Raw genomic sequence first — 24,692 nt, 5'->3', positions numbered from 1 at the left:
GTGTAAATGCTCGCCGGGACCGGCCCGCTGTTAATCGGCCGCGCAGCGGAATCCGACTGTGAGGTTGGGCTGGTCGGGCAGTCGGCCGTCACGGTAGCTGGTCCTGATCATGTACGCTCCGTCGAAGAACGACCCGCCGCGTACGACCTTGTACTCTCCCGTGGGCGGACCCTGCGGGTTATACAGCGTATCGGGATACAGTGCGGGATCGTAGTAGTCCGCGGCGTACCAATCCGCGACCCATTCGCTGACGTTGCCTGCCATGTCGTAAATGCCGTAGGGGCTGGTCCAAAGCGTAAATAATCCGACCGGCGTGGTGTCGCCGTAGCAGCCGGTGAATTTGTTCCCCTGGTCGTCGCTGATGATCTTGCCGTAGTTGGCCTTTAAACAGTCCGGATAGTCCGGACCCCAGGGCCAGGAGCGGTCGTCGGCGCTGCCGCGTGCGGCCTTCTCCCACTGGGCCTCGGTCGGCAGCCGGCGTCCGCGCCAGGTGCAATACTGTTCGGCCTGATACCAGGTGACGCCCAACACCGGATATTGGTCGAAGTCCGGGTTGGTGTAGTACCAATCGTTGGTGAATGAGTTGGTGATCTTGGGCTCGGAGCAGACGTCCTCCAGCACACAGGAGCGGTACTGGGCGTTGGTCGTCTCGTAGCGCTCGATGCTAAACGCGCTGACCTCGACCACCGAGCGCGGCCATTCGTCGTAGTGCCCCTGCTCCGGATCATCGCCGAACAGCTGGTCCAGGCCGTTGCTCGGGCTGCCGCGTAAAAATCCGCCGGCAGGGATCTGCACCAGCGGCGAGGCGTCGGCCCCGGTGTAATAAGGCGAGTCGAACTCCAGGTCGTCCTGCTGCTCGCAGCCGATGACGAACAGCAAAAGTCCCAGACCCGCGATTAGTGCAATGCTTGTTCTCATGAGCGTCATCCGTTTTATTTTCGATCTTATCCCACGACGCGGCGTTTTCACAATGCCGCTTCCAGCGCCGCTGCAACCTGCTTTGCGGCAGCGTCCGCCCGTTGCATCAGCGAGTCGACCTCCGATTGCAGCTCGCCGCGCTGCTGCTCGGGCAGAGTCGAAAGGTTGATCAACACGTTGAGCCGCGCTCCGAGCAGCGCGCTGTGGGCCAGATCCGCGGCCACGCCCACGTCGGTGATCGCGTTGGGATTGCCGATCTGAACCATTCGTTGCGCCATACCCAGCACCTCGAACGCCGAGCGCAGCGTGGTCAGCGGCACCAGGGTCATGCGTTGCGCAGCCTCGCCAATTGCCGCGCGACGCGCCGCTTTTTCATCGTCGGTCTGTTTGGGCGCTCGCCGCGCTTCGATGAACGCGGTGAACGCATCGGAGTCCTCCTGCACCAGGTTGGTCAACCGATCGCGCAATGACTCGCCGCGGCCCAGTAGTTCGCCCAGCTCCTCGGCAGCCTGCTCGTCGGCCTTCTTCAGCGTAATGCGCGCCACCATGCACACCAACGAGGCGGCCAGCGCTCCGGCCAACGCCGCGGCCGATCCGCCGCCGGGCGCGGGTTCGGCGTCGGCGAATCTGCCCAACAGTCGGTCGAGGTCGCAGTCGATCAGCCCGCTCATCATCGATCCTCCAGCATCAGCTCCAGCACTTTTTTGTCGGGGTCGAACGGCCCCAGCCGGTCCAGGCCCAGGTACTCCACGGCGCGCGCCACCGCTCTGCGCTGATCCTCGTCGGCCGATCCGCCGGCGTGAATCGCAGTGTCCAGCAGCGCCTGCAGCGGCGCCAGCCCGACCAGCTCGCTGCCGTCCGCATCGGCCCCGCGCTCGCGCGCCAGCTCGCGCACCGTGTCAAACGCCTTGTGCATCGAGGTGCAGCGAAAGTCCGTGAGATTCATGCTCACCTGGGCCAGGCCCTGAGTCTCGAGCAGTACGCCCATGCCCTTGACCTCGGGCAGCATGCCGGGCACGCGCTCACCCTCGCGCTTGTAGCCCGAGGTGCGCACGCGCCGCGCAATCTCGTTGGCCAGTTCCTCGTCGTCACAATTGAGGTTGACGTTGTAGGCGATCAGGAACGGCCGCGCGCCGACCAACGCCGCGCCGAAGCGCGGCACAAAACGCGCCGGGCCGAAGTCCGGTCGCTGCTGCGGATCGGCCAGCCGCTGGGCCAACGCCTCGTACTGCCCCTTGCGCGCCTTGGTCAGGTTGGCGAACTCGGGCCGTGCGGCAGCCGCGCCGTAGAGGTAGACCGGCACGTCAAGCTGGTCGGCGATGCTCACGGCAGCGGCCCGCGCCAGGGCCGCGGCGCCGTTGATGTCGATCCCGCGTACGGGCACGAAGGGCAGCACGTCCAACGCGCCCAGCCGTGGATGTCCGCCGTGGTGTTCGCTCATGTCGATCTGTTCGAAGCAGGCCCGGGCGCAGGCCAGCGCGCCCTGGGACACCGCGCGGGGGCTGCCCACGAAAGTCAGCACCGTGCGGTTGTAGTCCGCGTCGGACTCGGCCGAGAGCACCTTGACCCCGGGCACCGCGCGCACGGCGCCGACGATGGCCTCGATTGTGGCCTCGTCACGCCCCTCGCTGAAGTTGGGTACGCACTCAACCAGTTCTTTCATCGTCCCTCTCCGTCATTGTATACGTTCCAGCCGCCCCTTGAGTCCCAGCTCGCGTTCGATGCGCCGCAGGGCCAGAAACGCATCGACCTCCGCGTCGAACGGTCCGACCCGCACCTGTTGCTGCACACCGGCAACGCGCGGCCGCGCGCCGTAGCCCAGGACGGCGACCATCTCGGCGGCCGATGCGGCGGAGCGCTCGTCGCCAAACGGGCCGAGCACAATAGCGAAAGCGTCCTGCGTCTGATAGGTCAGCGGATTGTCGTGCACCGGCGAGGAGCTGCGCAGCAGCAGCCGCGCCTGCTCGGCCTGCTCGCTGCTGCCGAAGATCAGCGTAGCGTTGAACATCCGCGCCGCGGCCCCGGGCTCGGCCAAGGCCAGGTGCGCCCTGCCCGCGATCAACAGCGCCCGCGGCAGCTGCTCCGGATCGCCATCGGGAATCAATGTGCGGCACAATTCAATGGCCTGGCGCGGCCGTCCGGCCTCGAGTTCGATCTGTGCTAAATCGACCCGTGCCGCGTCGATCGGCCCATAGCCCTCCGAAGCAGCCTCGAGCAGCGCCCGCAGATCGCGGGCCGCCAGGTCGGGGTGGCCGCGCGCCCGGTGACAATCCGCGGCCAGCCGATGGGCGCGCAGTACTTCCGGCACGGAATACTTACCCTCGATCAAGACCCGGGTCGCCTCAAGGGCCGAGGCGTAGTCGCCCAGCAGATAGCTCAGCTCGGCCAAAGCCAGGGCCGCGCTCCCGGCCTCCGCGCCCTGAGGCTCGATGCGCAGCACCTGGCGATAGACCGCGATCCGGCCCAGGGCCTGGTCCGAGCAATCGGCCGAGCAAAGCAGCAGCGCCGCAGTCTGGGGGTCATCGGGATGATGGTCGAGATAGCGGCCGACCTCGCGGCAGAAATGTGGCAGATTGCCCCCAGCGTGCAGCGCGAGCAGCGATTGGGCCGACGCATCCTGGGCAGCCGCCGCCCCGGGCAGGCAGCACAGGATCAACAGCAGCAGGCCCAGCGGCCTCAAAACAATATCAATCGTCGTAGGTTTGGTCGGCGTCCGAGCGCAGGTCGTCGGCCTCCTGCGGCTCGCCGCGCAGCCGAATCAGCTCGTCCTCGAGCTGCTCGATGCGGCGGTTCTTGCGGCGGATTATCCGGCGCTGGCGCAGGATGGTGCGAATCTCGAACAGCGCGAACAGCAGCGCTCCGCCAAAGAAGCTGAACAGGGCCACGATGATCACCGGCGTCTGGTACAGCGTTGGCTGATAGCTCGATGCGAATAATCCGGGCAGCAGTCCTTTGAGCTCGAACTTGAACATCACCATCGTGTCGAACAGGCCCAGGGAGTTGCCGTAGCCCAGCAGGAACAGGAAAGCAAAGAACAGCAGAATGATCAGCCACTTTAAAAAACGCATCAGTTCCCCTCCCCAGCCTTAAATTCACCTACGAGCTGATCGTAGGTGTTGAGGATATGCTCGGAGATCACGCGCAGCTCGCCGACTACGGTCATGAAGTTGGTGTCGCCGTTCCAGCGCGGAACCACGTGAATGTGAACATGGTCCAGCACGCCCGCGCCCGCGACTTGACCCAGGTTGATCCCCACGTTGAACCCCTGCGGATCGAACTTCGCCTTAAGCGCGCGCACGCACTCGTCGACCAGGTCGAACATCTCGAGCCGCACTTCGCGGTCGATCAACTCGATCTGGCCCAGGTGGGCGTAGGGCGCGACCATCAGGTGTCCGTTGGAGTACGGATAGCGGTTCATCATCACGTAGGCTGCTTTACCACGGCGCAAAATCAGCCGCTCGCGGTCGCCCGCAGGATCGGGCAGATCGCAGAAGATGCAGCCCTCGCTTTTGGGTCCCTTGATGTATTCCATGCGCCACGGCGCCCAGAGCCTGTCCATCGCTCCTCCGCTCACAGCTCGATCACTCGCGGTTTAATCCCGCCGTTGATTTCGATTATGCCAACACTGGGCCTAGGTGTGAAGCGCGGATCAGTGGCTGAGCCCGGATTGAAGAACGTCACATCGCCGATGCGCTCGATGCGCGCGCAATGGGTATGTCCGTGGACCAGCAGCTCCGGCGGCTCGTCGAACAGCCCCAGCAGGCGTTGCTCGATCCCCTCGGGAGCGCCCCAGCCGTGGGCCAGGCCGATGCGCCGCCCCTCGAGTTCGATCATCCGTGTCTGCGGCAAACGCGAGCGAGTGTAGGCCGAATCCATGTTGCCGGCCACCATCAGCAGCTCGCAATCACGGGCATAGGGCTCAAATACTTCGAGGTCGATCAAGTCACCGGCGTGCAATACAAGGTCTACGCCAAACAGCGGGCCGGCAAAGATCCTGTCCAGCGATCGCCTATCGGATCCGCTCGTCAGGTGGGTGTCGGAGATTACCCCGACCCGCATATCATCAATAGTCCACGAGCTTCTTCAGGCTCTTCCCCGCCTTGAAAAACGGTACGTTCTTGCTGTCGACCGAAACCTTGTCGCCGGTCTTGGGGTTGCGACCGGCGCGCGCACGGCGCTTGCGCAGGCTGAAGCTGCCGAAGCCGCGAATCTCGATCCGCTCGCCGCCGGCCAACGCCTCAGTCATGTTATCGAAGATCGTGTTGACGATTACTTCAGCATCTTTCTTGCGGCCACCTGGAATTCTCTCGGCCACCTTGTTGATCAATTCGCTCTTGGTCATCCGAAGCTCCCTCCGGTCTTGCATAAAATTACTGGCAGTAAAGCAGTTTCAAATCGCCTGTATCGTGCTGCGCCGCAGCGTCGAAAAACGCGTCGGCCGCTCCGCGGAATAGCATGTAGAACAGTCCGCGCTGCTGCCTGCGCGGAGGATATATCACGTTGGGCTCGTCCTCAATCCCGGCTAGTTGCGCCGCAAGGTCAATGGCGACCTGCAGGTTGCCCAGCTCGTCGACAAATCCCAATTCGAGGGCCTGCTGGCCGGAGAAGACACGTCCGTCGGCATTCTCGCGAACCAGCGACTGGTCCATGCTGCGGCCCTCGACGATCGCCCCCACGAACTGGTCGAGCACCGATTCGATCATAGTCTGCAACAGGTCGCGCTCATCCTGGGACATCTCTCGGGTCGGAGAGCCGATGTCCTTGAAGCGACCGGTCTTGATCACGTTGCTCTTGAGCCCGGCCCATTCGTACACGCCCTCGTAGTTGAGAAACTCCATCACCACGCCGATGCTTCCGGTGATCGTGCCCGGATTGGCCACGATGCGGTCCGCGGCCGCAGCGATGTAATAGCCCCCGGATGCGGCCACCGAGCCCATCGAGGCGACAACCGGCTTGCCGTCCTCATTGCCCTGGTTGCGGATGCGCATCACCTCTTGGTAGATCTCCTGGGAGGGCCCCACGGTTCCGCCGGGCGACTCGATGCGCAGAATGATCGCCTTGATCCCGCCGTCGTCGTCATATTTGCGAAGTTGCTCGATCACGCCGCGCGAGTCGAGAATCACCCCTCGTATTTCAATGATCGCCACAGAGTCGCCGAGATTGAACAGCGAACTCTCGCCACGCAACCCGCGCAGCATCCAAAGCGAAAGCACGAGCATCGAACCGAATATTACCAGCACGATGCTGGTGATTATAAAGCCGAAGAGTATGGGTCGCTTTCGCAACGCCTAACCTCCCACGTGGCTCGGCTCAGTCCTGCTTGTCCTGGTCGTCTTGCTCTACGTCGTCGTCCGAGTCGGCACTGTCTGTCTTGGTCTCGTCCTGCTTCTCTTCATCGTCGGTCTCTTCGACCGGCGCATCGTCAGCCTCTTCAACCGGCTCGTCGACGGTCTCCTCGACCGGCTCATCAACGGCCTCTTCAACCGGCTCGGCGCCAGCTTCTTCGACGGGCTCGTCAGCAGCCTCTTCTTTAGCCTCTTCGACGGGCTCATCAGCAGGCTCTTCTTTAGCCTCTTCGACCGGCTCGTCGACGGCCTCTTCAACCGGCTCATCGGCGGCCTCTTCAATTGGCTCGTCGCCAGGCTCTTCTTTAGCTTCTTCAACCGGCTCATCGGCGGCCTCTTCAACCGGCTCGTCGCCAGCCTCTTCAGCCGGCTCGTCACCAGCTTCTTCAGCCGGCTCTTCGCCTGCCTCGGTCGTGGTCTCGGCATTGGCCGCAGCCTGCTTGATCAGATCGCCGATGCTCGATGTGCCGCTCTCCTGGCGCTTGATGTAATCATGGACGTCGTCCGCCTCCGACTTTTCTTGGAGGCTCTTGATCGACAGACGAATCTTGCGCTCGCCCTGATCGATGCTGATGATCTCGGCTTTGATCTTGTCGCCGACCTTGGCGATGGTGTTCGGGTCTTCGACCTTCTTGCGGCCCAGCTCGCTGACGTGAATCAGTCCTTCGATGCCGTCCTCGAGGAACACGAAGATGCCGAAGTCGGTGATGTTGAGCACCTCGCCCTCGACCACCTGCCGCACGCTGTAGCGGTTGGGGATCGTTGACCACGGATCGGGGGTAAGCTGCTTGACGCCCAGGCTGAAGCGCTCGTTCTCGCGGTCGATGTTGAGCACCACGGCCTCGACCTCTTGGCTCTTCTTATACATCTCGCCGGGATGGCGCACGCGCTGGGTCCAGGAGATGTCCGAAATGTGGATCAGGCCGTCGATCCCTTCCTCGATGCCGACGAAAATGCCGAAATCGGTGATGTTGCGGATCTTGCCCACGATACGGGTGCCCACCGGGTATTTATCTTCGACCACTACCCAGGGATTGGGCTCGGTCTGCTTGAGTCCGAGGCTGATCCGGCGCTGGTCCTTCTTAAGGTCGAGCACTACCGACTCGACCTCGTCGCTGACGTTGAGCACCTTGCTCGGGTGTTTGACCTTCTTGGTCCAGCTCATCTCGGAAACGTGGATCAGGCCCTCGATCCCCTCCTCGAGCTCGACGAATGCGCCGTAGTCGGTGAGGCTGACGACCTTGCCGGTAACGCGATCGTCGATCTGGTAGCGATCGTCCACCGACAGCCAGGGGTCGGGCGAGAGCTGCTTGAGTCCCAGGCTGACCCGCTGACGCTCCTCGTCGTACTTGAGCACGCGGACCTGGATCTCGTCGCCGATCTCGAGCTTCTCGCTGGGGTGGCTGATGCGGCCCCAGGTCATGTCGGTAATATGCAGCAGACCGTCGATTCCGCCCAGGTCGATGAACGCGCCGTACTCGGTGATGTTCTTGACGATGCCGTCCATCACCTCGCCCTCTTCGAGCTTGGCCAGCGTCTTCTGGCGCAGCTCCTCGCGATCTTTCTCGAGCAGAGCGCGGCGGCTGAGCACGATGTTGCCCCGGCGCTTGTTGAACTTGAGAATTTTAAATCGATCCTCTTTGCCGATCAACGCCTCGAGGTTGCGCACGGGACGCAGGTCGACTTGCGATCCGGGCAGGAAGCCGCGGATGCCGATGTCGACCGCCAGTCCGCCCTTGACTCGGCTGACGATCCGGCCCTCGATCGCCTCGTCGTTATCGTAGGCCTTGGCGATTTTGTCCCAGATTTTCATCTTGTCCGCTTTTTCCTTGGACAAGACGATGTTGCCTTCATCGTCCTCTTGGCTCTCGATCAGCACGTTGACCGTATCGCCGACCTTGACGTTTTGGTCGCTGTCGGAGTTGAGGAACTCGGACATGTGGACAGCGCCCTCGGACTTGTAGCCCACGTCGATCACGACCATCTCACGATGGATGGCGATCACCCTACCGGGAACCACCTCTCCTTCCTTGAGATTGACCGTGGACATTTCCAGCAGCTCCTCAAAGCTTACCGGACTTTCATCCAAGTCGCCCTCGGTCGTTTGTTCGACCTGCTGTTCGGGACTGACGTTTTCAGCCTCTTGCGTTTCAGGGGCCGTCTGCTCAGACGGGTCTTGCGTTCTGTCTTTTTCTTCCATTCGGTGTTCAACCTCTAAACTATTGGATTTGCTTTACGCGGGCCCGCTGGGCCGGGTAAAAAGCAGGGGCGCATCATAGCCGAGCGCATGGGCCATGACAAGCGAATTGTCTATTTTTTTCGCGCCTGCTCAACGATTTCCAATACGCGCCCGATCACCTGCTCCAGGCTCAGCTCGGTGGTGTCCAACTCGTGCGCGTCCGCGACCCTAATTAGCGGCGCGAGTTCGCGACTGCTGTCGTCAGCGTCGCGCTTGCGCATCTGCTCCAGGGTGGCGCTCAGATCCTCGTCAATCCCGCGTCCGGCCAGCTCGCAATTGCGCCGCTGCGCGCGCACCAGTGCCGAGGCGCAAAGAAAGATTTTGACCTCGGCGTCGGGAAACACATGACTGCCGATGTCGCGCCCCTCCATCACCACGCCGCCCGCGGCTCCCATCCGGCGCTGCAGATCGACCATCGCACGGCGCACCGCCGGCCGGGCCGAAACCGCGGACGCGGCCAACGAGATCTCGGGCGTGCGGATCAGCCGCTCAACGTCCTCGCCGTTGAGCACGATGTGCTGCCCGTCCCGGACCGGTTTGAAATAAAGATTGATCTCGGAGCACAGCGCAGACAGGCCTTGATCGTCGTGTTCAGCGATTGCTGCGCGCTGCGCGGCCAGGGCCACGGCGCGGTACATCGCTCCGGTGTCGATGTAGGTGAATCCCAGGCTGCGGGCCACGCTACGGCTGACCGTGCTCTTGCCCGCACCGGACGGTCCGTCGATCGCCACCACCGGCTCGCGGCTTTCGGCGCTCACTGGATCGATCCTCCCAGCGAATTGAACTGCTGCACGAACTCCGGGTAGCTCACCGCTATCGCCTCGGCACCCTCCACGCTCACGCCGCGCTGGGTGACCGCACCGATCGCCAGCGCGGCCAGGGCCAGGCGATGGTCGCCGCGCGAACGGATCGTGCCGCCGAGCAACGGCCCGTCCAGGCCGTGGATCAACATTCCATCGTCGGTGGCCTCGGCACTTCCGCCCAGGGCGTTGATCGCATCGACCGTGCCCGCAATACGATCGCTCTCTTTGTGCCGCAGTTCGGCCGCGTCCTTGATCACGGTCTCGCCGCGGGCCATGGACGCGATCAACGCCAGCACCACCAGCTCGTCAATGGTGCGCGGCACCAGCCGACCCAGGATCGTGCAGCCGCGCAGCGCTCCGTAGCGCATCACCAGATCGCCCACCGGCTCGCCGTCGACATCGCGCAGGTTCTGGGTTTCAAAACGCGCGCCCATATTGCGCAGCACCTCGAGAAACCCGGTGCGCGTGGGGTTGAGGCACAAATCTCGAACCACGACACGCGAGCGTCGGATGAACGGTGCGGCCGCGCACAGAAACGCGGCGGACGAGGGATCGCCGGGCACGCGCAGCGCGGCCGGTCCCAAGTCCAGCGGGCCGCGCAGGGACACGCGCGGGAACTCGGTGCAAAGATCGGCTCCGAGAAAGCACAGCATGCGTTCGGTGTGGTCGCGGGTCGGCGCGGGCTCCTCGACCTGGGTCAGTCCGTGTGCGAATCCACCGGCGATCAGGATCATCGACTTGACCTGGGCCGAGGCGATTTCGAGCCGGTGCAGCCGCGGACGCACGCCGCGACACTCGATGTAAAGCGGCGCGCGGGTCCCGTCTTGCGGTCCACCGATCAGCGCGCCCATCTTGCGCAGCGGAGCGCTGATGCGTCCCATCGGTCGCTTTTGCAGGCTCTTATCGCCACCAAGCGTCGTCGTAATCCGCGCACCGGCGACCAGCCCCGAGAGCAGCCGCAACGTGGTGCCCGAGTTGCCGCAATCCAGCGCCGAGTCCGGCTGGCGAAATCCGCCGAGCCCTTGGCCGTTAATCAGCGCGTCGCAGCCGTCGAGCTGTAAATCCACGCCCAGCCGCGCCAGGCACCAGGCAGTGGCACGCACGTCAGCGCCCTGGGCCAGCCCGCTGATCTCGACCCGGCCCTGGCACAACGAACCGAGGATCAGCGCCCGATGGCTGATCGACTTGTCGCCCGGCGGACGCACCTCGCCGCGCATGCGCTCCACGGGCAGCGATTTGAGTTTGGCCTTCAGCACGGCGCCCCTCCCTGCCCGGACCAGATCGCCATTGCCGCATCCAAATTTTGGGGATCGTCGAGCCAACGCACGTCGGCCTGGCCGCGAAACCATGTCAGCTGGCGTTTGGCCAGACGCCGCGTGTCGCGCTTGACCAGGCGCCGCGCCTCGTCAAGGTCGTACTCACCGGCCAAGTGCGCCACCACCTGGCGGTAGCCGATGGCCTTGAACGCGGGGAGCGCGGGCTGCAATCCGGCGGCGAGCAGCGCGGCCACCTCATGCACCAGGCCCGCTGCGAACATCGCGTCCACCCGTTGCTCAATGCGGCGGTAGAGTTCATCGCGCGGCGGATCCAGTCCGATCATCGTCACCTGAAAGTCGCTGCCGCCAAACCCGTGCTCCGCTTGCAGCTCGCTGATGCTGCGTCCGGTTTTTTGATAGACCTCCAGCGCGCGCACCAGCCGCACGCTGTCAGCCACGCTGATCCGTTCGGCGGATTGCGGATCGACCTGCGCCAGCCGCTGATGCAGGCTGCCGCGTTGCGCCGCCTCTTGCGCCATCAGCTCGGCGCGCAAATCCGGGTCGGCTTCCGGCCCCTGGAACAGCCCGCTGAACAGCGCCTTGATGTAGAGCCCGGTGCCGCCGCAGACCAGCGGCAGCATCCCCTGGCTGCCGATCTGCTCGATGGCTTCGCGGGCGAGCTGGGCGAATTGATTGGCTGAAAATCCCTGCTGCGGATCGACCACGTCCACCAAATGGAAACGCACCTGCGCGCGCTGCTGCGCCGTGGGCTTGGCGGTTCCGCGGTCCATGTTGCGGTAAACCTGCATCGAATCGGCGTTAACGATCTGCGCTCCAAGCTCCAGGGCCAGTCCCACCGCCAGTTCGGTCTTGCCTGAGGCAGTGGGCCCGACGATCGCCAGGACGCGGGCGCTCACTCGCCGTAGGCCACGCCGAACGACCCGCCCAGGGGGTCGTAGATCTCCGCCGCGGAGAGCGGACGCGGCTCGAACACGTTGGTGCTCAGGTTGCCGCCGACCACCAGCACCCGGCCGTCGCCCAGCAGCACCGCCTGGGGCACCGCGCGCACAAAGCCCATCGATCCGGTCTGCACAAAGCTCTCGAGCTCAACGTCGTAGAGTTCGGCGGAGGACAGCGCGTTGATGTTTTCGTCCACGCCGCCGATCAACAGCACCGCGTCATCCAAAGCCACGGCGGCCTGCCCCGAGCGCGGAGTGCTCATCGGGCCGACCTCGTAAAGCAGCGCCTCGTCCGCGGGGTCGTAGATCTCGGCCGAGTCAACGACGTTGCTCGCGGCCAAATCGCCCGCGTCGCCGCCGGCGAGCAGCACCGCGTACTGCGGCTCGTCGTCGTCGTCGTCGTCGTCAATCGTTGCCGGCGCTACGGGCAGTTGGATCAAAGTCGCACTGTGGCTCAACCGCCTGTCGGCCATTTCGTCGCATTCGCCGGTAACGCCCGCGAAGTCGGTGAACGCATCTTCCGTCGCGGAGTACAGCTGGCAGGAGTTGAGGCTGGTCTCGCCGTCGAACCCGCCGCAGACCAGCAGACGCGTCTGGCCCTCGATGGTCAGCGCGTTGATCGTGGCGCTGGAGCGCGGGGCGCACAGCTGTGCCGCGCTTGCCGCAAACCCGCCGACCGGGTTGAACAGGTCCGCGTCGTCGAGCTGGTCCTGGCCGTCGGTGCCGCCCACGAGCAACACCGCGCCGTCCTCGAGCACAGCGGCGCAGTGCCCGGCGCGGCCGGTGCCCATCTGCGTCGAGCCGATCAGGTCGAAGGTCTCGCTCTGCGGATCGAAGATCTCGGCGTTGGACAGGCTGTCGGCGAACGCCTCGAGCTGACCGCCGGCGATCAACACCCGGCCGTCGGCAAGCTTGGTCGCGCTGTGCCAGTAGCGCTCCTCGTGCATCCGCGCCTCGAGCAGGCTGAACGTGCCGCTTGCCGGGTCGTAGATCTCGGCCGTGTCCTGGGGACCGTCGTAGCTCACGCCGCCGACGATCAGCACCCGCCCGTCGTCGAGCACGGTCAGAGTGTGGGCGATGCGCGCCTTGATCGAGCTGCCCGGCGTGGCGTTGGTCTGCGCCGAGTCGCCGTAGTTGGGCACCTCGTCAAAGCTGACCGCCGCGTAGTAATAGGTTTTCCCGGGCTCGACGTCGCCGTCGATAAAACTCTGGGAGCTGCCGACGAAGACCACCGTGTCCGCGCCGATCTGCTCGCCCACGATGTAGCGCAAGTCGCGCAGCGGCAGGGCGCTGATCGGCGTGCCCTCGTTGCGCAGGATCATCACGCCGACAAAGTCTTTGTTCATGTCGCTGTCGCGCGATGTGGGATTAGTCCAGGTCAGCTCCACGCGGTCGATATAGCCTGCCGCGGAGAACAGACTGACCGCATAGGGCGCGTCGATGTCGGTCTCATCCTCGTCCAAATCCGGCTCGTCCTCGGGGCAACCGGTGCAGCAAAGCAGCGCCGCGAGCAGCGCCGCGAGCAGCAGGGCCGCCTTGATCGGATGGATTGAAGCATTGCTCAACTTAGTCATCGGATTTGTCCGCCTTGTAATCAAGGATCAGCCGACGCGCCAGCGCGCTGTCGGCCACGATCCGTTCGGCCACTAGGTAGGGGTTATGCGCTTCGTCGCCGCTGACCCGCGCCATGCGGCGCAGTTGATCGGCGTCACAGGCCGTGCTGCTCAGATTGTCGCGCACCTGCTCGAGCAGCACCTCGCACAGCTCGTCACGGAACGCCTGATCGCACGGGCCGTTGCCCTTGCGCTGGAGGTATTCCCAGTGCAGATCGATCTGCACGGCAATCTGCTCGACGCCCACGTCCTTGAACGCCTGCGATTGCAGCACCGGAATGGTCCAACCGTTCTGTTGCGGTCGGTTCATCTCGACCATCGCCCGCAGCTCGGCCACCATCCGGTCGGCTCCCTCGCGGTCGGCCTTGTTGACCACGAAAATGTCGGCGATCTCGGTCAGCCCGGCCTTCATCGTCTGGATCACGTCGCCGCTCTCGGGCACGAAAACCACCAGCACGCTGTGCGCCAGGTCCATGATGTCCAGCTCGGTCTGCCCTACTCCCACGGTCTCGACGATCACCACGTCCTTGCCAAATGCGGAAAGCAGCATGGCGAACTCGCGCGTGGCGCGGGCCAGGCCGCCGCGGTTGCCGCGGGTGCCCAGCGAGCGGATGAAAACTCCGCGGTCTCCTGCGTGGCGCGACATGCGAATCCGGTCGCCCAGCAGCGCGCCGCCGCTGAACGGGCTCGAGGGGTCGATCGCCAGCACGCCGACCTGTTTATCTTGGGAGCGAAAACGGCTGATCAGCCGGTCGGCCAGCGTACTCTTGCCCGCGCCGGGCGGGCCGGTGATCCCCAGCACCCGGGCGTTGTTCGCGTGGGGATAGACCTCGGCCATGATCTTGCGCCGCTGCGCTCCGCCGCTCTCGACGATCGACATCAGCCGGGCCAGGGCCCGCGGGTCGCCGTGCAGCATTTTGTCTACAAGCTGTGTCACGTTCTCTTGAACATCCTTTCCAGCTCTACGCTACTGACTCGCCGCACCGTGGGCCTGCCGTGGGGGCAATGCTCGGGATTGCGGGTCCGCAGCAGCTCGTCGAGCAGCCTGCGCATTGCGGCCTCGCTCAGCTCGGTGCCGGCGCGAATCGCTCCATGGCAGGCGATGCGCTCCACCACCTGATCGCGCGCGTCCTCGATCCGTCCCGCCGACCCGATCTCCGCCAGGTCGCTGACCAAATCGCGCACCAGGTTCGAAGCCGCGGATTCGGGCACCAAGGCGGGCAGGGATTTTATCACGAACGTCTGCGGCCCGAAACGCTCGACCGTAATGCCGAAACCCTCGAGCTCGGGCGCGAACTGCTCCAGGGCCGCGCCCTCGGTCCCGGCCAGGTCCAGCGTGATCGGCAGCAACAGCCGCTGGCTCTGGGCCGCGCCTTGCTCGATCTGCCCCAGCAGTCGCTCGTAGACCACCCGCTCGTGGGCCGCGTGCTGATCGATAATCACCAGCCCCTGCTCGTCCTGCGCCAGGATGTAGCAGTCCAGCACCTGGCCGATGATCCGCCAGGGGCGACGCTCGTCGTGCCGCTGGATCAGCTCGGGCTGTTCTTGTCGCGGAAAATAGGGCTGTGCGCCTGCGTCGCTGCCGCGTCCCACGCTGTAACGCGCCACCGCGTCGGCCACGCGCTGTTCGCGCTGGTCGGGCAAAACCTGTTCGGACCCGCCGCCCTGCCCCGTCGGCTGCGGCATGCTGCTTTCCGCGTGCGAGCGCAACGCCTGGCGCACGGATTGGCTCAGCGCCTGAAACACGCTGCGCGAATCACGGAAGCGCACCTCAGTCTTGGCCGGGTGCACGTTGACGTCGACCATGTCCAGCGCAGTATTCAAATCGATCACCGCCACGGGGTAGCGGCCGCGCATCAGGTGGTCGCGGAAGCCCTCGATTACCGCGCCGGTGGTCACCTTGTCGCGCACGGCCCGGCCGTTGACCAGCGCGTAGATCTGGCGCGCGCTGCCGCGACTGACCTCGGGCGCGGCGATTCCGCCGCGAATCATCACCTCGTCCTGGTCGAGCTCGAGCCGAATCAGCGCCCGCGACACGTCGTCGCCGATCAGGCTGGACACGCGCAGCAGCGCGTCGTCCAATGCGGGCAGCACGAACACGTTGCGGCCGTTGTGCCGCAGCACGAAACGCACCTCGGGACGCGCCAGGGCGATGCGCGTCAGCCGATCGATAATGTGCCCCAGCTCGGTCTGCAATCCGGCGAGAAAGCGCCTGCGCGCCGGGGTGTTGTAGAACAGCTCGCGCACCTCGACCATCGTCCCGGCCGGGCAGCCGACCTGCTCGACGCTTTGGATCACTCCGCCGTTGATCGTCAGTTTGGTTCCGCCCTCGTCCTGGGGCCCGCAGCTGGTGAGAGCGAAACGCGAGACCGCGGCGATCGAGGGCAGCGCCTCTCCGCGAAAGCCCAGGGTGCGCACGGCCAGCAGGTCGGACTCGTCGTTGATTTTGCTCGTGGCGTGGCGCTCCACGGCCAGCAGGCAATCGTCGTACCCCATGCCGCAGCCGTTGTCCGCCACGCGAATCAGCCGCCGACCGGCGCGCTCGATCTCGACCACGATCTCCGTGGCCCCGGCGTCGAGGCTGTTCTCGACCAACTCCTTGACCACCGAGGCCGGGCGCTCGACCACCTCGCCCGCAGCAATGCGGTTGATGGTTCCGTCGTCGAGCAGTTTTATTCGGTTCACGTCATGCAATCCTGCGAATTCAAGGCTAAGAATCCTATCCGCGATCAACCTGGGGCGTCAAATCAAGTCTTCCCACAATATAAGGTGGGGGAATAATAATGTTGAATAACATTATTGGGTGGGCGCGAGCAGGGTATTGGATTGAGATTTACCACCTGACTACGCACGATAGCCCGCTCTGCGCGTTCTCAAAGAAGTGTTGTTCATCAAGGCAAGATATTCCGCACGATTATCGATCATAGATCGTGGCTTGGCACATGGCACCGCAAACTTCGCGTATCAGTCCACCCTCGGATGAGAACGCGCAGATCGGGCCATCGTGCTTCTCTCGCAGTGAGCGATAAACAATCCAATACTCTGCTCGCGCGGGGGGAGAGAGACGGCGGCGCGATGGCGTGCCGCCATCGCGCCGCCTGCCTGCCCCCACCCTGGCTCGCGGGGTGTTGGAACGAAATTTATTTTGAGGTGGGCCAAACAACGAACTTTTCCGCGCGCATGTCGAAGAAAAAGAGCGTGGAGAACCCGGTACGGCTGACCTACTGACTGTTGAGGGTCGCGGATAATGTTAGAGGCGGCATGCAGAACGATATTAAGAAATTTCGTTCCAATGCCCCGCGAGCCCTACACACAAAGATCGATTTATCGATCTTTACCTACCCCTTCCCAATCTTTCGACGCGGGGTGGGTCGTGGCACTACGACCAGCGACCTACGCGAGTTTTGCGGCACCTCAAAAGGTGCCAAAGATCGATTTATCGATCTTTACCCCACCCCTTGTTAGGCGAAGAAGCTGAGCAGCACTCCCGCGGCCACGGCCGAGCCGATCACGCCCGCCACGTTGGGCCCCATGGCGTGCATCAGGATGAAGTTGTCCGGCGACTCGCTCTGGGCCACCATCTGGGAAACGCGCGCTGCCATGGGCACTGCCGAGACTCCGGCGGAGCCGATCAAGGGGTTGATCTTCTCGCGCGAGACCAGGTTCATCAGCTTGGCGAACAGCACGCCTCCGGCCGATGCCACGGCGAACGCGCACACGCCGAGCAAAAAGATCTTGATGCTCTGGCTGCTCAGAAACGTCGCTCCCTTGGCCGACGCGCCAACCGATACGCCGAGCAAAATCGTCACCGCGTCGATGAACGAGCCCTTGGCCGTGTTCGACAGCCGGTCGGTGACGCCGCTCTCCTTGAGCAGGTTGCCGAAAAACAGCATGCCCAGCAGCACCGCGGCCTTGGGCACGATCAGCACAGTGACCAGCGTGCCGACCAGGGGGAAGGCGATGCGTTCGGCGCGTCCGACGTCGCGCGGCGCGGCCATCCTGATCCGGCGCTCGGCCCGGGTGGTCAGCAGGCGCATTATCGGCGGCTGGATGATCGGCACCAGCGCCATGTAGCTGTAGGCCGCCAGGCTGATCGGCGCCAATAGGTCCGGGGCGAGAATCGAGGTGGTGTAGATCGCGGTCGGGCCGTCAGCGCCGCCTATAATGCCGATCGCCGCCGCCTGTTTGAGGGTGAAGTCCAGGGAGCCCGCGATCCAGAACGTACTGAAGATGCCGATCTGGGCCGCGGCACCAAGTAAAATCAGCCGCGGCTTGGACAGCAGAAAACTGAAGTCGGTCATCGCGCCGATCCCGAGGAAGATCAGCGGCGGATAGATCTCCATTTCCACGCCCATGTACAGATAGTACATCGTGCTGTGCGGATCGTTGATATCGGCCGCTGAGAACGGGATGTTGGCAATGATAATGCCGAAGCCGATGGGAATCAGCAGCAGCGGCTCGAAACGCTTGATGATCGCCAGGCCGATGAAAACCAGCCCGATGACGATCATCGTCAGGCTGCGCCAGTCGAGCTGATAGATCCCCGTGCTCTGGATGAATTCCAACATGGTGCTAGTCTTGCTTGCGGATTACGGCCAGCAGTCGGCCCTTGCTCACCTCGCGGCCCGCTACGGCCTCAAGGCGCTCGACAGTCCCGGCAACCGGGGACGCAATCTGATTCTCCATCTTCATCGCCTCAAGCACCATCAGCGCCTGCCCGGCCTGCACCAAAGTTCCTGGCTCGACCAGCAACTGTAAAATGGTGCCGGGCATGGGCGAGCGAATCTCGACGCAGCCCTGTTCCGGTGCGGCTTCCGCCGCTTGCGCCGGGGACGCGGGCATTGAGGCCGCTGCGGGCTGCGCACTGCTCGGCAACGCGGACGCGGGCTCGCCATCAAGGGCCAGCTTGGCGCCGAGGCGCACGCTATAGGGCTTGCCGTCCACCTCCACCGTGGCGCCCTGGGGACCTTCGTCGAGGATCTTGATCCAGTAGCGACGGCCCTCCACGTCGAGTTCAAAGCGCTTCATCGCGGATTCTCCCAGCGGCTGCTCAGCCGATCGCTTTGGTCCAGACGCGCCTTGCGCGACCAGGCGCCGTCGCTGCCCGGTCCGCCTTGGACTCCCGGCGGCCGTCCCTGGCTCAGCCGACGGCGATAGACCGCATAGGCCAGCGCGGCCACCTGCGGCGGGTCGAGCTGTGGTCGCGTGGGCTCCGGCTCGAACGCGGCCGGGGCATCAGCCACGGGCTGGGGCTGTGACACGATCCGGGACACGATTCCGCCGCTGATCGGTTCGACCTGCTGCGGCGCGCGCGCCTCGCGGTTGATAATCCATGCTAACAGCCTGATCGCCGCGTAGAGCAGGATCAACACCAGGAAGACCGTGCCCAGACCGATGATCACGAACTGCAATTGTCCCGGCCGGGCCGTTGGGGCGGCGCTTTGCGCCACAATCGCGGACGCCAGGATGCTCGAAATCTGTGCGGTCACTTGTCCCCCGGTCCCTGGAGATAGAGCACGTACGGGTCGCAGGAATAATCGTCGGCCGAGAACACGCGCACGCAATAGTACCCGCCGTCCTCGTAGGCCGGGGTATCGTGAATCACGATGCTCTCGGACTGACCCGCGGCGTTGTACGAGGTTGCGGCCAACTCGGTTGAGGCGCACTGCTCGTCGTCGCAACGGTAGAGCTCGAGCTCGTAGTTGGCGTAGGCGGGCACCTGCCACAGCTCGATGTACAGGCTGAAGGTCTCGTTCCACAGGTCCACGACGTAGAACGAAAAGAAATCGTGGTCCACGGCCGTATGCAAGGTCGGGCTGAGCTGCACAGGCTCGCTGCCGAGCTGTCCGAGAAACATTCCGGGGAATCCGTCGTTCACCTCGTAGCCGTCGGGCTGACAATCGAGCTGATCATCGTCGTCATCGTCCGCCGTGTCGTCATCGTCAATGTTGCGATCCGGCGCATCGTCCTCAGCGTCGTCAGCCACGTCGGTTTCCTTGCCGCCGTAATCGCCCACAGTGCAGCCCAGGGCCCACGCCAAGGCCAAAATCAGAATCAAGGTGTAAAGTGCCGGTCGTTGCATCTGGTAAAATCCCTTTTCCCAGGCCCCAATTGCCAATCATCCATTATAAGGAAAGCGCTGGAACGCGGTCAACATCAGAACGGCGCTCCGCTTGCCGCGGGAAAAGCCCCTTAAACCTTACAATACCATATCTTGTGCCAGCCTACACAAACGGCGCTACAAGTTGCGGTTTTTGCTTGACCCTTGTCCCGTTGAGTGCTAATTTTCAGCCAATTGTTGAATCAACAAGCGGGCTGCACCTTGCTTGTAGGGGTGTAGCTTAAGGTGAAGTATATCGGATGAAGATCAAACAAATAGAATTTTTCGGATTCAAGTCGTTCGCCGACCGAACCGTGCTCGCCTTTGACGAGGAGATCAGCGCGATCGTCGGGCCCAACGGCTGCGGCAAATCCAACCTGCTCGACGGCCTGCGCTGGGTAATGGGCGAGATGAGCGCCAAGAGCCTGCGCGGTTCGGCCATGGCCGACGTAATTTTTGCCGGCACGGACGAGCGCAAGCCGATGGGCATGGCCGAGATCAACCTGGTGCTCGACACCTCGGCCGGCGCGCCCGCGGGCTACGAGGGCTGCGCCGAGATCATGATCACCCGCCGACTCTACCGCTCGGCCGAGAGCGAATACCTGATCAACAAGGTCCCCTGCCGCCTGCGCGACATCAACGAGCTGTTCATGGACACCGGCCTGGGCGTACGCGCCTACTCGATGATCGAGCAGGGTCAGATCGACCGGCTGATCGCGGCCAAGCCGCTGCAGCGGCGGTCCTTGATCGAGGAGGCCGCGGGGATCACCAAGTACAAGGCGCGCAAGGACGAGGCGTTGCGCAAGGTCGATTCGACCCAGCAAAACATGCTGCGGGTCAACGATCTGATCGCCGAGATCACGCGTTCGGTCAACTCATTGGCGCGTCAGGCGGGCAAGGCGCGGCGCTATCACGAGTTCAAAACCGAGTTGCGCGGGATCGACCTGGCGGTCTCGGCGCGGGAGTACGCGGGTCTGCAATTCGACTCCGACCTGATCAACGGACGCATGGCGCGCATCGCGCGGCAGGTCGAGCAGGCCGCGGGCGGCCTCGAGGCCGAGGAACTGGCAATCCAGGACAACCGGCTGACGCTGCTCGAGCTGGAGAAACGGCTGAACAACTGGCAAAGCGAGCTGTTCGAGATCCATAGCGCAATCCAGGCCGCCGAGACCGAGTACGAGCACCTGACGCGCGAGGCGGGCAAGCTCGAGCAATCGATCGAGTCGGCCCAGGCCGAGATCGCGGACTACGGCAACCGCCGCGACCAGCTCGAGTCCGAGCGCGACAAGCTGGCCAAGGAGCGCAACGCGCTGCTGGTCACGATCTCCGAGTCGGACGGCGAGCTGGCGAACCTCGAGTCGCAACTGATCGAGGCGCGGGGCACAGTCGAGCAACTGGCGTCCGGGCTCGACGAGCAAAAGAGCGAGCTGGTCGATCTGCTGACCGAGGAGGCGCAGCTCAAGGGCTCGCGCGAGGCGGCCGCGGCGCGCATTGCCGACGCTCAGGAGCGCAACAGCGAGGGGTCCCAGCGGCTGACAGCCAACGCCGAGCAAAACGACGAACTCAGCGCGCGGCTGAGCGAGATCGAGTCCGACCTGGCCGCCCTGACCAAGAGCGAACAAGAGGCGGGCGCGGAACGCGACGACCTGGCCCGGCGGCGGCAGGCGCTGCTCGACGAGGGGAGCGGCCTGGGCGAACGCTACGAAGACATCAAGGGCGAGCTGGAAAGCCGCCGCGTGCGACTAAAATCGCTCAAGGCGATGCGCGACAACCTCGAGGGCTACCAGCGCGGCGTGCAGAGCATCCTGCGCCACGCGGGCGGCGACCACCCCGAGCCGCTGAACGTGCGCGGTGTGGTGGCCGACTTCCTGGACACCGACCAGCGCTACGAGACCGCGCTCGAGGCGGTGCTGGGCGACCGGCTGCAGGGCGTGGTGGTCGACGATCAGACCTGCGGCATCTCGGCCATCGAGTACCTCAAGTCCAGCTCGGCCGGACGCTCGACCTTCATCCCGATGAACCTACGGCAGCAGGTCCCCAACCAGTTCGGCAACACCGCGCTGTCCATGGCCGAGTGCCCGCTACGCGAGGTGGTCAACGTCAAGACCGGCTACGAGACCGTGGCCGACTACCTGCTGGGCGACACGCTGCTGGTCAAGGACATCGACACCGCGCACCGAGTGTGGAAGGCCAACGGCTACCGCGGAATGCTGGTAACGATCGAGGGCGAGCTGCTGGACGACCGCGGCGCAATGACCGGCGGCACGCCCGAGTCCGTGCAATCGGGCATTTTGCAAGCCAAGCGCGAGATCAAACAGCTCGAACAAGAGATCAGCGGCCTGGCCAAATCGTACACCGCCGCCGAGTCCTCCTACCTGATGAACAAAGGTCTGGCCCAGAAGGTCGCGGACAAGCTCGAGCAGGCCCAGGAGCAACTGCGGCGGCTGCACATCGACCGCATCAACATTGAAAACGCCCGCGACAACGCCGGGTCCGAGCTGCGCGACCTGGGGTCCGAGCGGCAGCGGCTGACCGACGAGGGCTCCGCCCTGGTCCAGCGCGCCGAACGTGACGGCAAACTGCTGGCCGACGCCGAGCAGCGGCTGAGCACCATCGTCGCGGAGCGCGAACGGATCGGCGGCACGGTGCGCGAACTCGACGCACGGCTGCGGACCGATCGCGCGGCGCTCGACAACTCGCTGGCCGAACTCTCCGAACGGCGGATCGAGATCAGCGCCCTGCGCGAACGGGCCGACCAGCTGGGTTCGAGCCTGACCCGCATCGAGAGATCCCGCGCGGACCTGGGTTCGGTGGTCGAGCGCCGCAATCGCGAGATCGCCTCCGCCGGACAACGGCTGGAGCAGATCGCCGCGACCAAGACCGAGCTCAAGACCAAGCTGGGCACGCTGCACGCACAGCGCGACGAGCACGCGGCGGGCCTGCGCAAAGTCCAAGAGGAATACGAGTCCGGACGCTCGGCCCTGACCGAACGCGAATCAGGGCTCAAACGCCGCCAACGCGAGATCGACCGCCTGCGCGACGAACAGCGCTCGTGCGATGTCAGCCTGACCGAGGCGCGGATGAAGCTCGAACACGTCACCGGCCAGGTGATTGAGCGCTACAACATCGAACTGACCCAGCAGGCCGCGCAACACCTCGAGTTCGAGTCCGACCCCGTGGCCCAGTCCCAACGGCGGCGCGACCTGCGGCAGAAGATCGAGCAGATGGGCGAGGTCAACCCCAACGCGGTGGAGGAACACGCCGAACAACGGGAGCGGCTCGAGTTCTACACCACCCAGCGCGAGGACCTGCTCAAGGCGATGGACACGCTCAAACGCACCATCACCCGTATCAACCAAACCTCGCGCAAACTGTTCAGCGAGACCTTCGAGCGGGTCAACGAGCAGTTCCAGGCGGTGATTCCAATTTTGTTCGGCGGCGGCAGCGCCCGGCTCGAGCTTACCGAGTCCGACGACGTGCTCGAGGCCGGACTCGATATCGTGGTGCGCCCTCCGGGCAAACGCCTGACCAACGTCTCGCTGCTCTCCGGCGGCGAAAAGGCGCTGGCGGCCATCGGCCTGATCTTCTCGCTGTTCCTGATCAAGCCCAGCCCGTTCTGCGTGCTCGACGAGGTCGACGCGCCCCTGGACGACAGCAACATCGACCGCTTCAACTCGCTGCTGCACGAGATGAACCAGCACAGTCAGCTGGTGCTGATTACGCATAATAAGCGAACCATGGAGATAGCTAATCAGCTATACGGGGTTACCATGGAAGAGAAGGGGGTCAGTAAGATCGTTTCGGTGAAACTGAACTGATCGATCCGATTTCCTGCAATACGGTTTTGCCCCCGCAGCATCCACGGGGGCTTTTTCTTGCCCGCCTACCCTATCTATAACCGTCATCCAAAGGCCCTGGGCCGAAGGATCTACGCTCGCACGATGAATTTGTTGTGAATTGGCTGACAATAGTTAGGTATGGTGTCCCCCGAACTTCCCCTTGCGCACAAAGTCGTCGGCTGCCGGATTCGTGGTCAGCAGTGCCGAAGAATCCCTCAGCGATCAGGGCTTCCAGATAGGCCATCAGCTTCTTCATGCGAGCATGAATATGGGTCCGTCTCGGAAAGGACAAGATCATGAGGTGTTCGAATTCATAGGAAGAAATCGCGACAAATTGACGATTGATACAATTTTTTTACTACGAAGTCGCTGACGCGATAATCGAGTCTGCCTCTTTCACAAGTCTAGAAATCCAGTTCAATTGGCGTTTTGTCCAATCGCGCTTGATTTCTTTTAACTTACTCCTGCCTGCAAAGTAATCACCATAGTGCGCGATATTGTGACGCCGATTGACAGCGTCAGAAACCTTCTTGTTTATAGTGGGTGCGCCACTTTTCTTGGCAGCGTTCTCCGTCAGTTTTTTAATTCCGAATCCAAGAAACAGATCATCAACTTGACGAAGGTCGTGCATCGGTTTTTCTAGCAGCCAGTTTGCAATTTTATTCCTCAAGGTTCTGTGTGGACGTTGGTTGTTGAGAAGTTCAAGAACATCGCTCATTGACACCCCAGCGTCAGACAAAGGCTTTTCAAGTGTTTTGGGTGTTTTTTTCTTCGTCACATATGGGACAAGTCGGTCTAAGAACTTGTCCCTAAAATAGGCATCCATTCCTGAAACACCAAGCATAAGGGCTGATCGCAGCAGATCATCAAGCGACAGATCAACCACGGTTCCGTTTGGAATGCCATTTGTTTCAAGCCTTTCGTGAAGATCACACAAACTTATCGCGCGGGCAATCACTTTATCGAATTTCGTTTTTGCGTCCACCGGTGGCTACTCCTCATGAAGAAGTGAATTTCCACCCCATTCTAAAGCAGAAATCTTTAAATGTACGTTGGTCTAGAGATAGAATCTCTTCCATGTAAGTATCTCTAGAAAAGTCTATTCGTTTTTTTATCGTAGAGCTTTCTCAGAATCGCATCGATACACATGCCCGAATTTTCGTATTTCTCTGTCTCGATAATTTCCCCGAACGCCCCCCCCCTCATCGGCGACCGACTTTCGTACCAGTACTCGAGGAAACCCTCGGTGTTCCACGGTTCGATTCCCTGCTCGATCCAGCCGTTGAGCAGCCAGTTGACCTCGTCCTCGCGCTCCTAGCGCAACCAGAAGCCCCCGCCGTTCGGCGGAAGGCGTGTTGTTCGCTTTCACAATGCCCGTCACGACTTCCCAGCAGGCGTCACGAAGGCGCGTGCCGATCGTGTACTTATGGTAGCGGGAAAAGTTCTTCGCCACATCTTCCACGTACACCGTCAGCTCCAACGCCTTCTTGTAAATCGGCAGGTGATCGTATTTCGCCATTCAAGAAAATGCCGCGACCAAGGCTTCGCCTTGGACCCACCAGAGGGGATGCCCCTCTGGACTCCCCCAAATGACCAAAGAACCAAATTACCAAATTTCAC

At 63.2% G+C, this 24,692-nt stretch carries 22 protein-coding genes; 1 reads left to right on the top strand and 21 read right to left on the bottom strand.

The window, feature by feature from the left end; genetic code table 11:
• Positions 1-30 precede the first annotated feature (30 nt).
• The 20 genes from P9M14_00110 to P9M14_00015 all read right to left on the bottom strand — a co-directional run bounded on the left by P9M14_00110 (position 31) and on the right by P9M14_00015 (position 19,215).
• Entirely contained in the window at positions 31-918 is an 888-nt protein-coding gene (locus P9M14_00110; GenBank protein MDP8254125.1) for a formylglycine-generating enzyme family protein, read from the bottom strand.
• Positions 919-965: 47 nt separating this feature from the next.
• Complete coding sequence (locus P9M14_00105; protein MDP8254124.1) at positions 966-1,589, bottom strand: cyclodeaminase/cyclohydrolase family protein; 624 nt, start codon at positions 1,587-1,589, stop codon at positions 966-968.
• Positions 1,589-2,581, bottom strand: coding sequence for a glutamate formimidoyltransferase (ftcD, locus tag P9M14_00100; GenBank protein ID MDP8254123.1), 993 nt, complete (start codon positions 2,579-2,581; stop codon positions 1,589-1,591). Before ftcD ends, P9M14_00105 begins: the two co-directional genes overlap by 1 nt.
• Positions 2,582-2,593: 12 nt before the next feature.
• Positions 2,594-3,598 carry a hypothetical protein gene (locus tag P9M14_00095; protein ID MDP8254122.1) on the bottom strand — a complete coding sequence of 335 codons (1,005 nt, stop codon included), beginning with the start codon at positions 3,596-3,598 and terminating at the stop codon, positions 2,594-2,596.
• A gap of 7 nt (positions 3,599-3,605) precedes the next feature.
• Entirely contained in the window at positions 3,606-3,986 is a 381-nt protein-coding gene (locus P9M14_00090; GenBank protein ID MDP8254121.1) for a lipopolysaccharide assembly protein LapA domain-containing protein, read from the bottom strand.
• On the bottom strand, positions 3,986-4,477 hold the full coding sequence (locus P9M14_00085; GenBank protein ID MDP8254120.1) for an HIT domain-containing protein: 492 nt from the start codon (positions 4,475-4,477) through the stop codon (positions 3,986-3,988). The genes P9M14_00090 and P9M14_00085 overlap by 1 nt, the downstream gene beginning before the upstream one ends.
• 11 nt (positions 4,478-4,488) lie before the next feature.
• Entirely contained in the window at positions 4,489-4,977 is a 489-nt protein-coding gene (locus P9M14_00080) for a metallophosphoesterase family protein (GenBank protein ID MDP8254119.1), read from the bottom strand.
• Positions 4,978-4,981: 4 nt separating this feature from the next.
• Entirely contained in the window at positions 4,982-5,260 is a 279-nt protein-coding gene (locus P9M14_00075; GenBank protein MDP8254118.1) for an integration host factor subunit beta, read from the bottom strand.
• Between the two features lie 28 nt (positions 5,261-5,288).
• Positions 5,289-6,203 (bottom strand): signal peptide peptidase SppA, encoded by a 915-nt coding sequence (sppA, locus tag P9M14_00070; protein ID MDP8254117.1) that lies wholly within the window; start codon positions 6,201-6,203, stop codon positions 5,289-5,291.
• Positions 6,204-6,228: 25 nt separating this feature from the next.
• Complete coding sequence (locus tag P9M14_00065) at positions 6,229-8,463, bottom strand: 30S ribosomal protein S1 (GenBank protein MDP8254116.1); 2,235 nt, start codon at positions 8,461-8,463, stop codon at positions 6,229-6,231.
• Between the two features lie 110 nt (positions 8,464-8,573).
• Positions 8,574-9,260, bottom strand: coding sequence for a (d)CMP kinase (gene cmk, locus P9M14_00060; protein MDP8254115.1), 687 nt, complete (start codon positions 9,258-9,260; stop codon positions 8,574-8,576).
• Positions 9,257-10,561, bottom strand: coding sequence for a 3-phosphoshikimate 1-carboxyvinyltransferase (gene aroA / locus P9M14_00055; protein MDP8254114.1), 1,305 nt, complete (start codon positions 10,559-10,561; stop codon positions 9,257-9,259). Before aroA ends, cmk begins: the two co-directional genes overlap by 4 nt.
• Positions 10,555-11,478: a tRNA (adenosine(37)-N6)-dimethylallyltransferase MiaA gene (miaA, locus tag P9M14_00050; GenBank protein MDP8254113.1), complete on the bottom strand. Its 924-nt coding sequence runs from the start codon at positions 11,476-11,478 to the stop codon at positions 10,555-10,557. The genes aroA and miaA overlap by 7 nt, the downstream gene beginning before the upstream one ends.
• On the bottom strand, positions 11,475-13,085 hold the full coding sequence (locus tag P9M14_00045) for a kelch repeat-containing protein (protein MDP8254112.1): 1,611 nt from the start codon (positions 13,083-13,085) through the stop codon (positions 11,475-11,477). Before P9M14_00045 ends, miaA begins: the two co-directional genes overlap by 4 nt.
• 1 nt (position 13,086) lies before the next feature.
• Positions 13,087-14,070, bottom strand: coding sequence for a methylmalonyl Co-A mutase-associated GTPase MeaB (meaB, locus tag P9M14_00040; protein MDP8254111.1), 984 nt, complete (start codon positions 14,068-14,070; stop codon positions 13,087-13,089).
• On the bottom strand, positions 14,067-15,818 hold the full coding sequence (gene mutL, locus P9M14_00035) for a DNA mismatch repair endonuclease MutL (GenBank protein MDP8254110.1): 1,752 nt from the start codon (positions 15,816-15,818) through the stop codon (positions 14,067-14,069). Before mutL ends, meaB begins: the two co-directional genes overlap by 4 nt.
• 776 nt (positions 15,819-16,594) lie before the next feature.
• Positions 16,595-17,701: a sodium ion-translocating decarboxylase subunit beta gene (locus P9M14_00030; GenBank protein MDP8254109.1), complete on the bottom strand. Its 1,107-nt coding sequence runs from the start codon at positions 17,699-17,701 to the stop codon at positions 16,595-16,597.
• Positions 17,702-17,705: 4 nt separating this feature from the next.
• On the bottom strand, positions 17,706-18,161 hold the full coding sequence (locus tag P9M14_00025) for a biotin/lipoyl-containing protein (GenBank protein ID MDP8254108.1): 456 nt from the start codon (positions 18,159-18,161) through the stop codon (positions 17,706-17,708).
• Positions 18,158-18,622 (bottom strand): OadG family protein, encoded by a 465-nt coding sequence (locus P9M14_00020; protein MDP8254107.1) that lies wholly within the window; start codon positions 18,620-18,622, stop codon positions 18,158-18,160. Before P9M14_00020 ends, P9M14_00025 begins: the two co-directional genes overlap by 4 nt.
• Positions 18,619-19,215, bottom strand: a complete 597-nt coding sequence (locus P9M14_00015; protein MDP8254106.1) for a hypothetical protein — start codon at positions 19,213-19,215, stop codon at positions 18,619-18,621. The genes P9M14_00020 and P9M14_00015 overlap by 4 nt, the downstream gene beginning before the upstream one ends.
• Before the next feature lie 278 nt (positions 19,216-19,493).
• On the opposite strand from P9M14_00015, the gene smc reads away from it, so the two are divergent.
• Entirely contained in the window at positions 19,494-23,051 is a 3,558-nt protein-coding gene (gene smc, locus P9M14_00010) for a chromosome segregation protein SMC (protein ID MDP8254105.1), read from the top strand.
• A 379-nt stretch (positions 23,052-23,430) separates the two neighbouring features.
• Here the strand turns inward: smc and P9M14_00005 are convergent, their stop codons facing one another.
• Positions 23,431-24,057 (bottom strand): HEPN domain-containing protein, encoded by a 627-nt coding sequence (locus tag P9M14_00005; GenBank protein ID MDP8254104.1) that lies wholly within the window; start codon positions 24,055-24,057, stop codon positions 23,431-23,433.
• Positions 24,058-24,692: the final 635 nt, after the last annotated feature.

It is taken from the genome of Candidatus Alcyoniella australis, assembly GCA_030765605.1.
GTDB classification, from domain to species: domain Bacteria; phylum Lernaellota; class Lernaellaia; order JAVCCG01; family Alcyoniellaceae; genus Alcyoniella; species Alcyoniella australis.
The sequence above is the reverse complement of the archived record's forward strand: the minus strand, read 5'-3'. Positions and strand labels throughout refer to the sequence as shown.

Excerpts from the sequence above, each read along its gene's own strand:
- P9M14_00105 (MDP8254124.1), bottom strand. The coding sequence starts at position 1,589 with ATGAGCGGGCTGATCGACTGCGACCTCGACCGACTGTTGGGCAGATTC.
- smc (MDP8254105.1), top strand. The coding sequence starts at position 19,494 with ATGAAGATCAAACAAATAGAATTTTTCGGATTCAAGTCGTTCGCCGAC.
- P9M14_00110 (MDP8254125.1), bottom strand. The coding sequence starts at position 918 with ATGAGAACAAGCATTGCACTAATCGCGGGTCTGGGACTTTTGCTGTTC.
- P9M14_00025 (MDP8254108.1), bottom strand. The coding sequence starts at position 18,161 with ATGAAGCGCTTTGAACTCGACGTGGAGGGCCGTCGCTACTGGATCAAG.
- P9M14_00085 (MDP8254120.1), bottom strand. The coding sequence starts at position 4,477 with ATGGACAGGCTCTGGGCGCCGTGGCGCATGGAATACATCAAGGGACCC.
- P9M14_00015 (MDP8254106.1), bottom strand. The coding sequence starts at position 19,215 with ATGCAACGACCGGCACTTTACACCTTGATTCTGATTTTGGCCTTGGCG.
- P9M14_00080 (MDP8254119.1), bottom strand. The coding sequence starts at position 4,977 with ATGCGGGTCGGGGTAATCTCCGACACCCACCTGACGAGCGGATCCGAT.
- P9M14_00065 (MDP8254116.1), bottom strand. The coding sequence starts at position 8,463 with ATGGAAGAAAAAGACAGAACGCAAGACCCGTCTGAGCAGACGGCCCCT.
- P9M14_00030 (MDP8254109.1), bottom strand. The coding sequence starts at position 17,701 with ATGTTGGAATTCATCCAGAGCACGGGGATCTATCAGCTCGACTGGCGC.
- P9M14_00075 (MDP8254118.1), bottom strand. The coding sequence starts at position 5,260 with ATGACCAAGAGCGAATTGATCAACAAGGTGGCCGAGAGAATTCCAGGT.
- P9M14_00090 (MDP8254121.1), bottom strand. The coding sequence starts at position 3,986 with ATGCGTTTTTTAAAGTGGCTGATCATTCTGCTGTTCTTTGCTTTCCTG.
- ftcD (MDP8254123.1), bottom strand. The coding sequence starts at position 2,581 with ATGAAAGAACTGGTTGAGTGCGTACCCAACTTCAGCGAGGGGCGTGAC.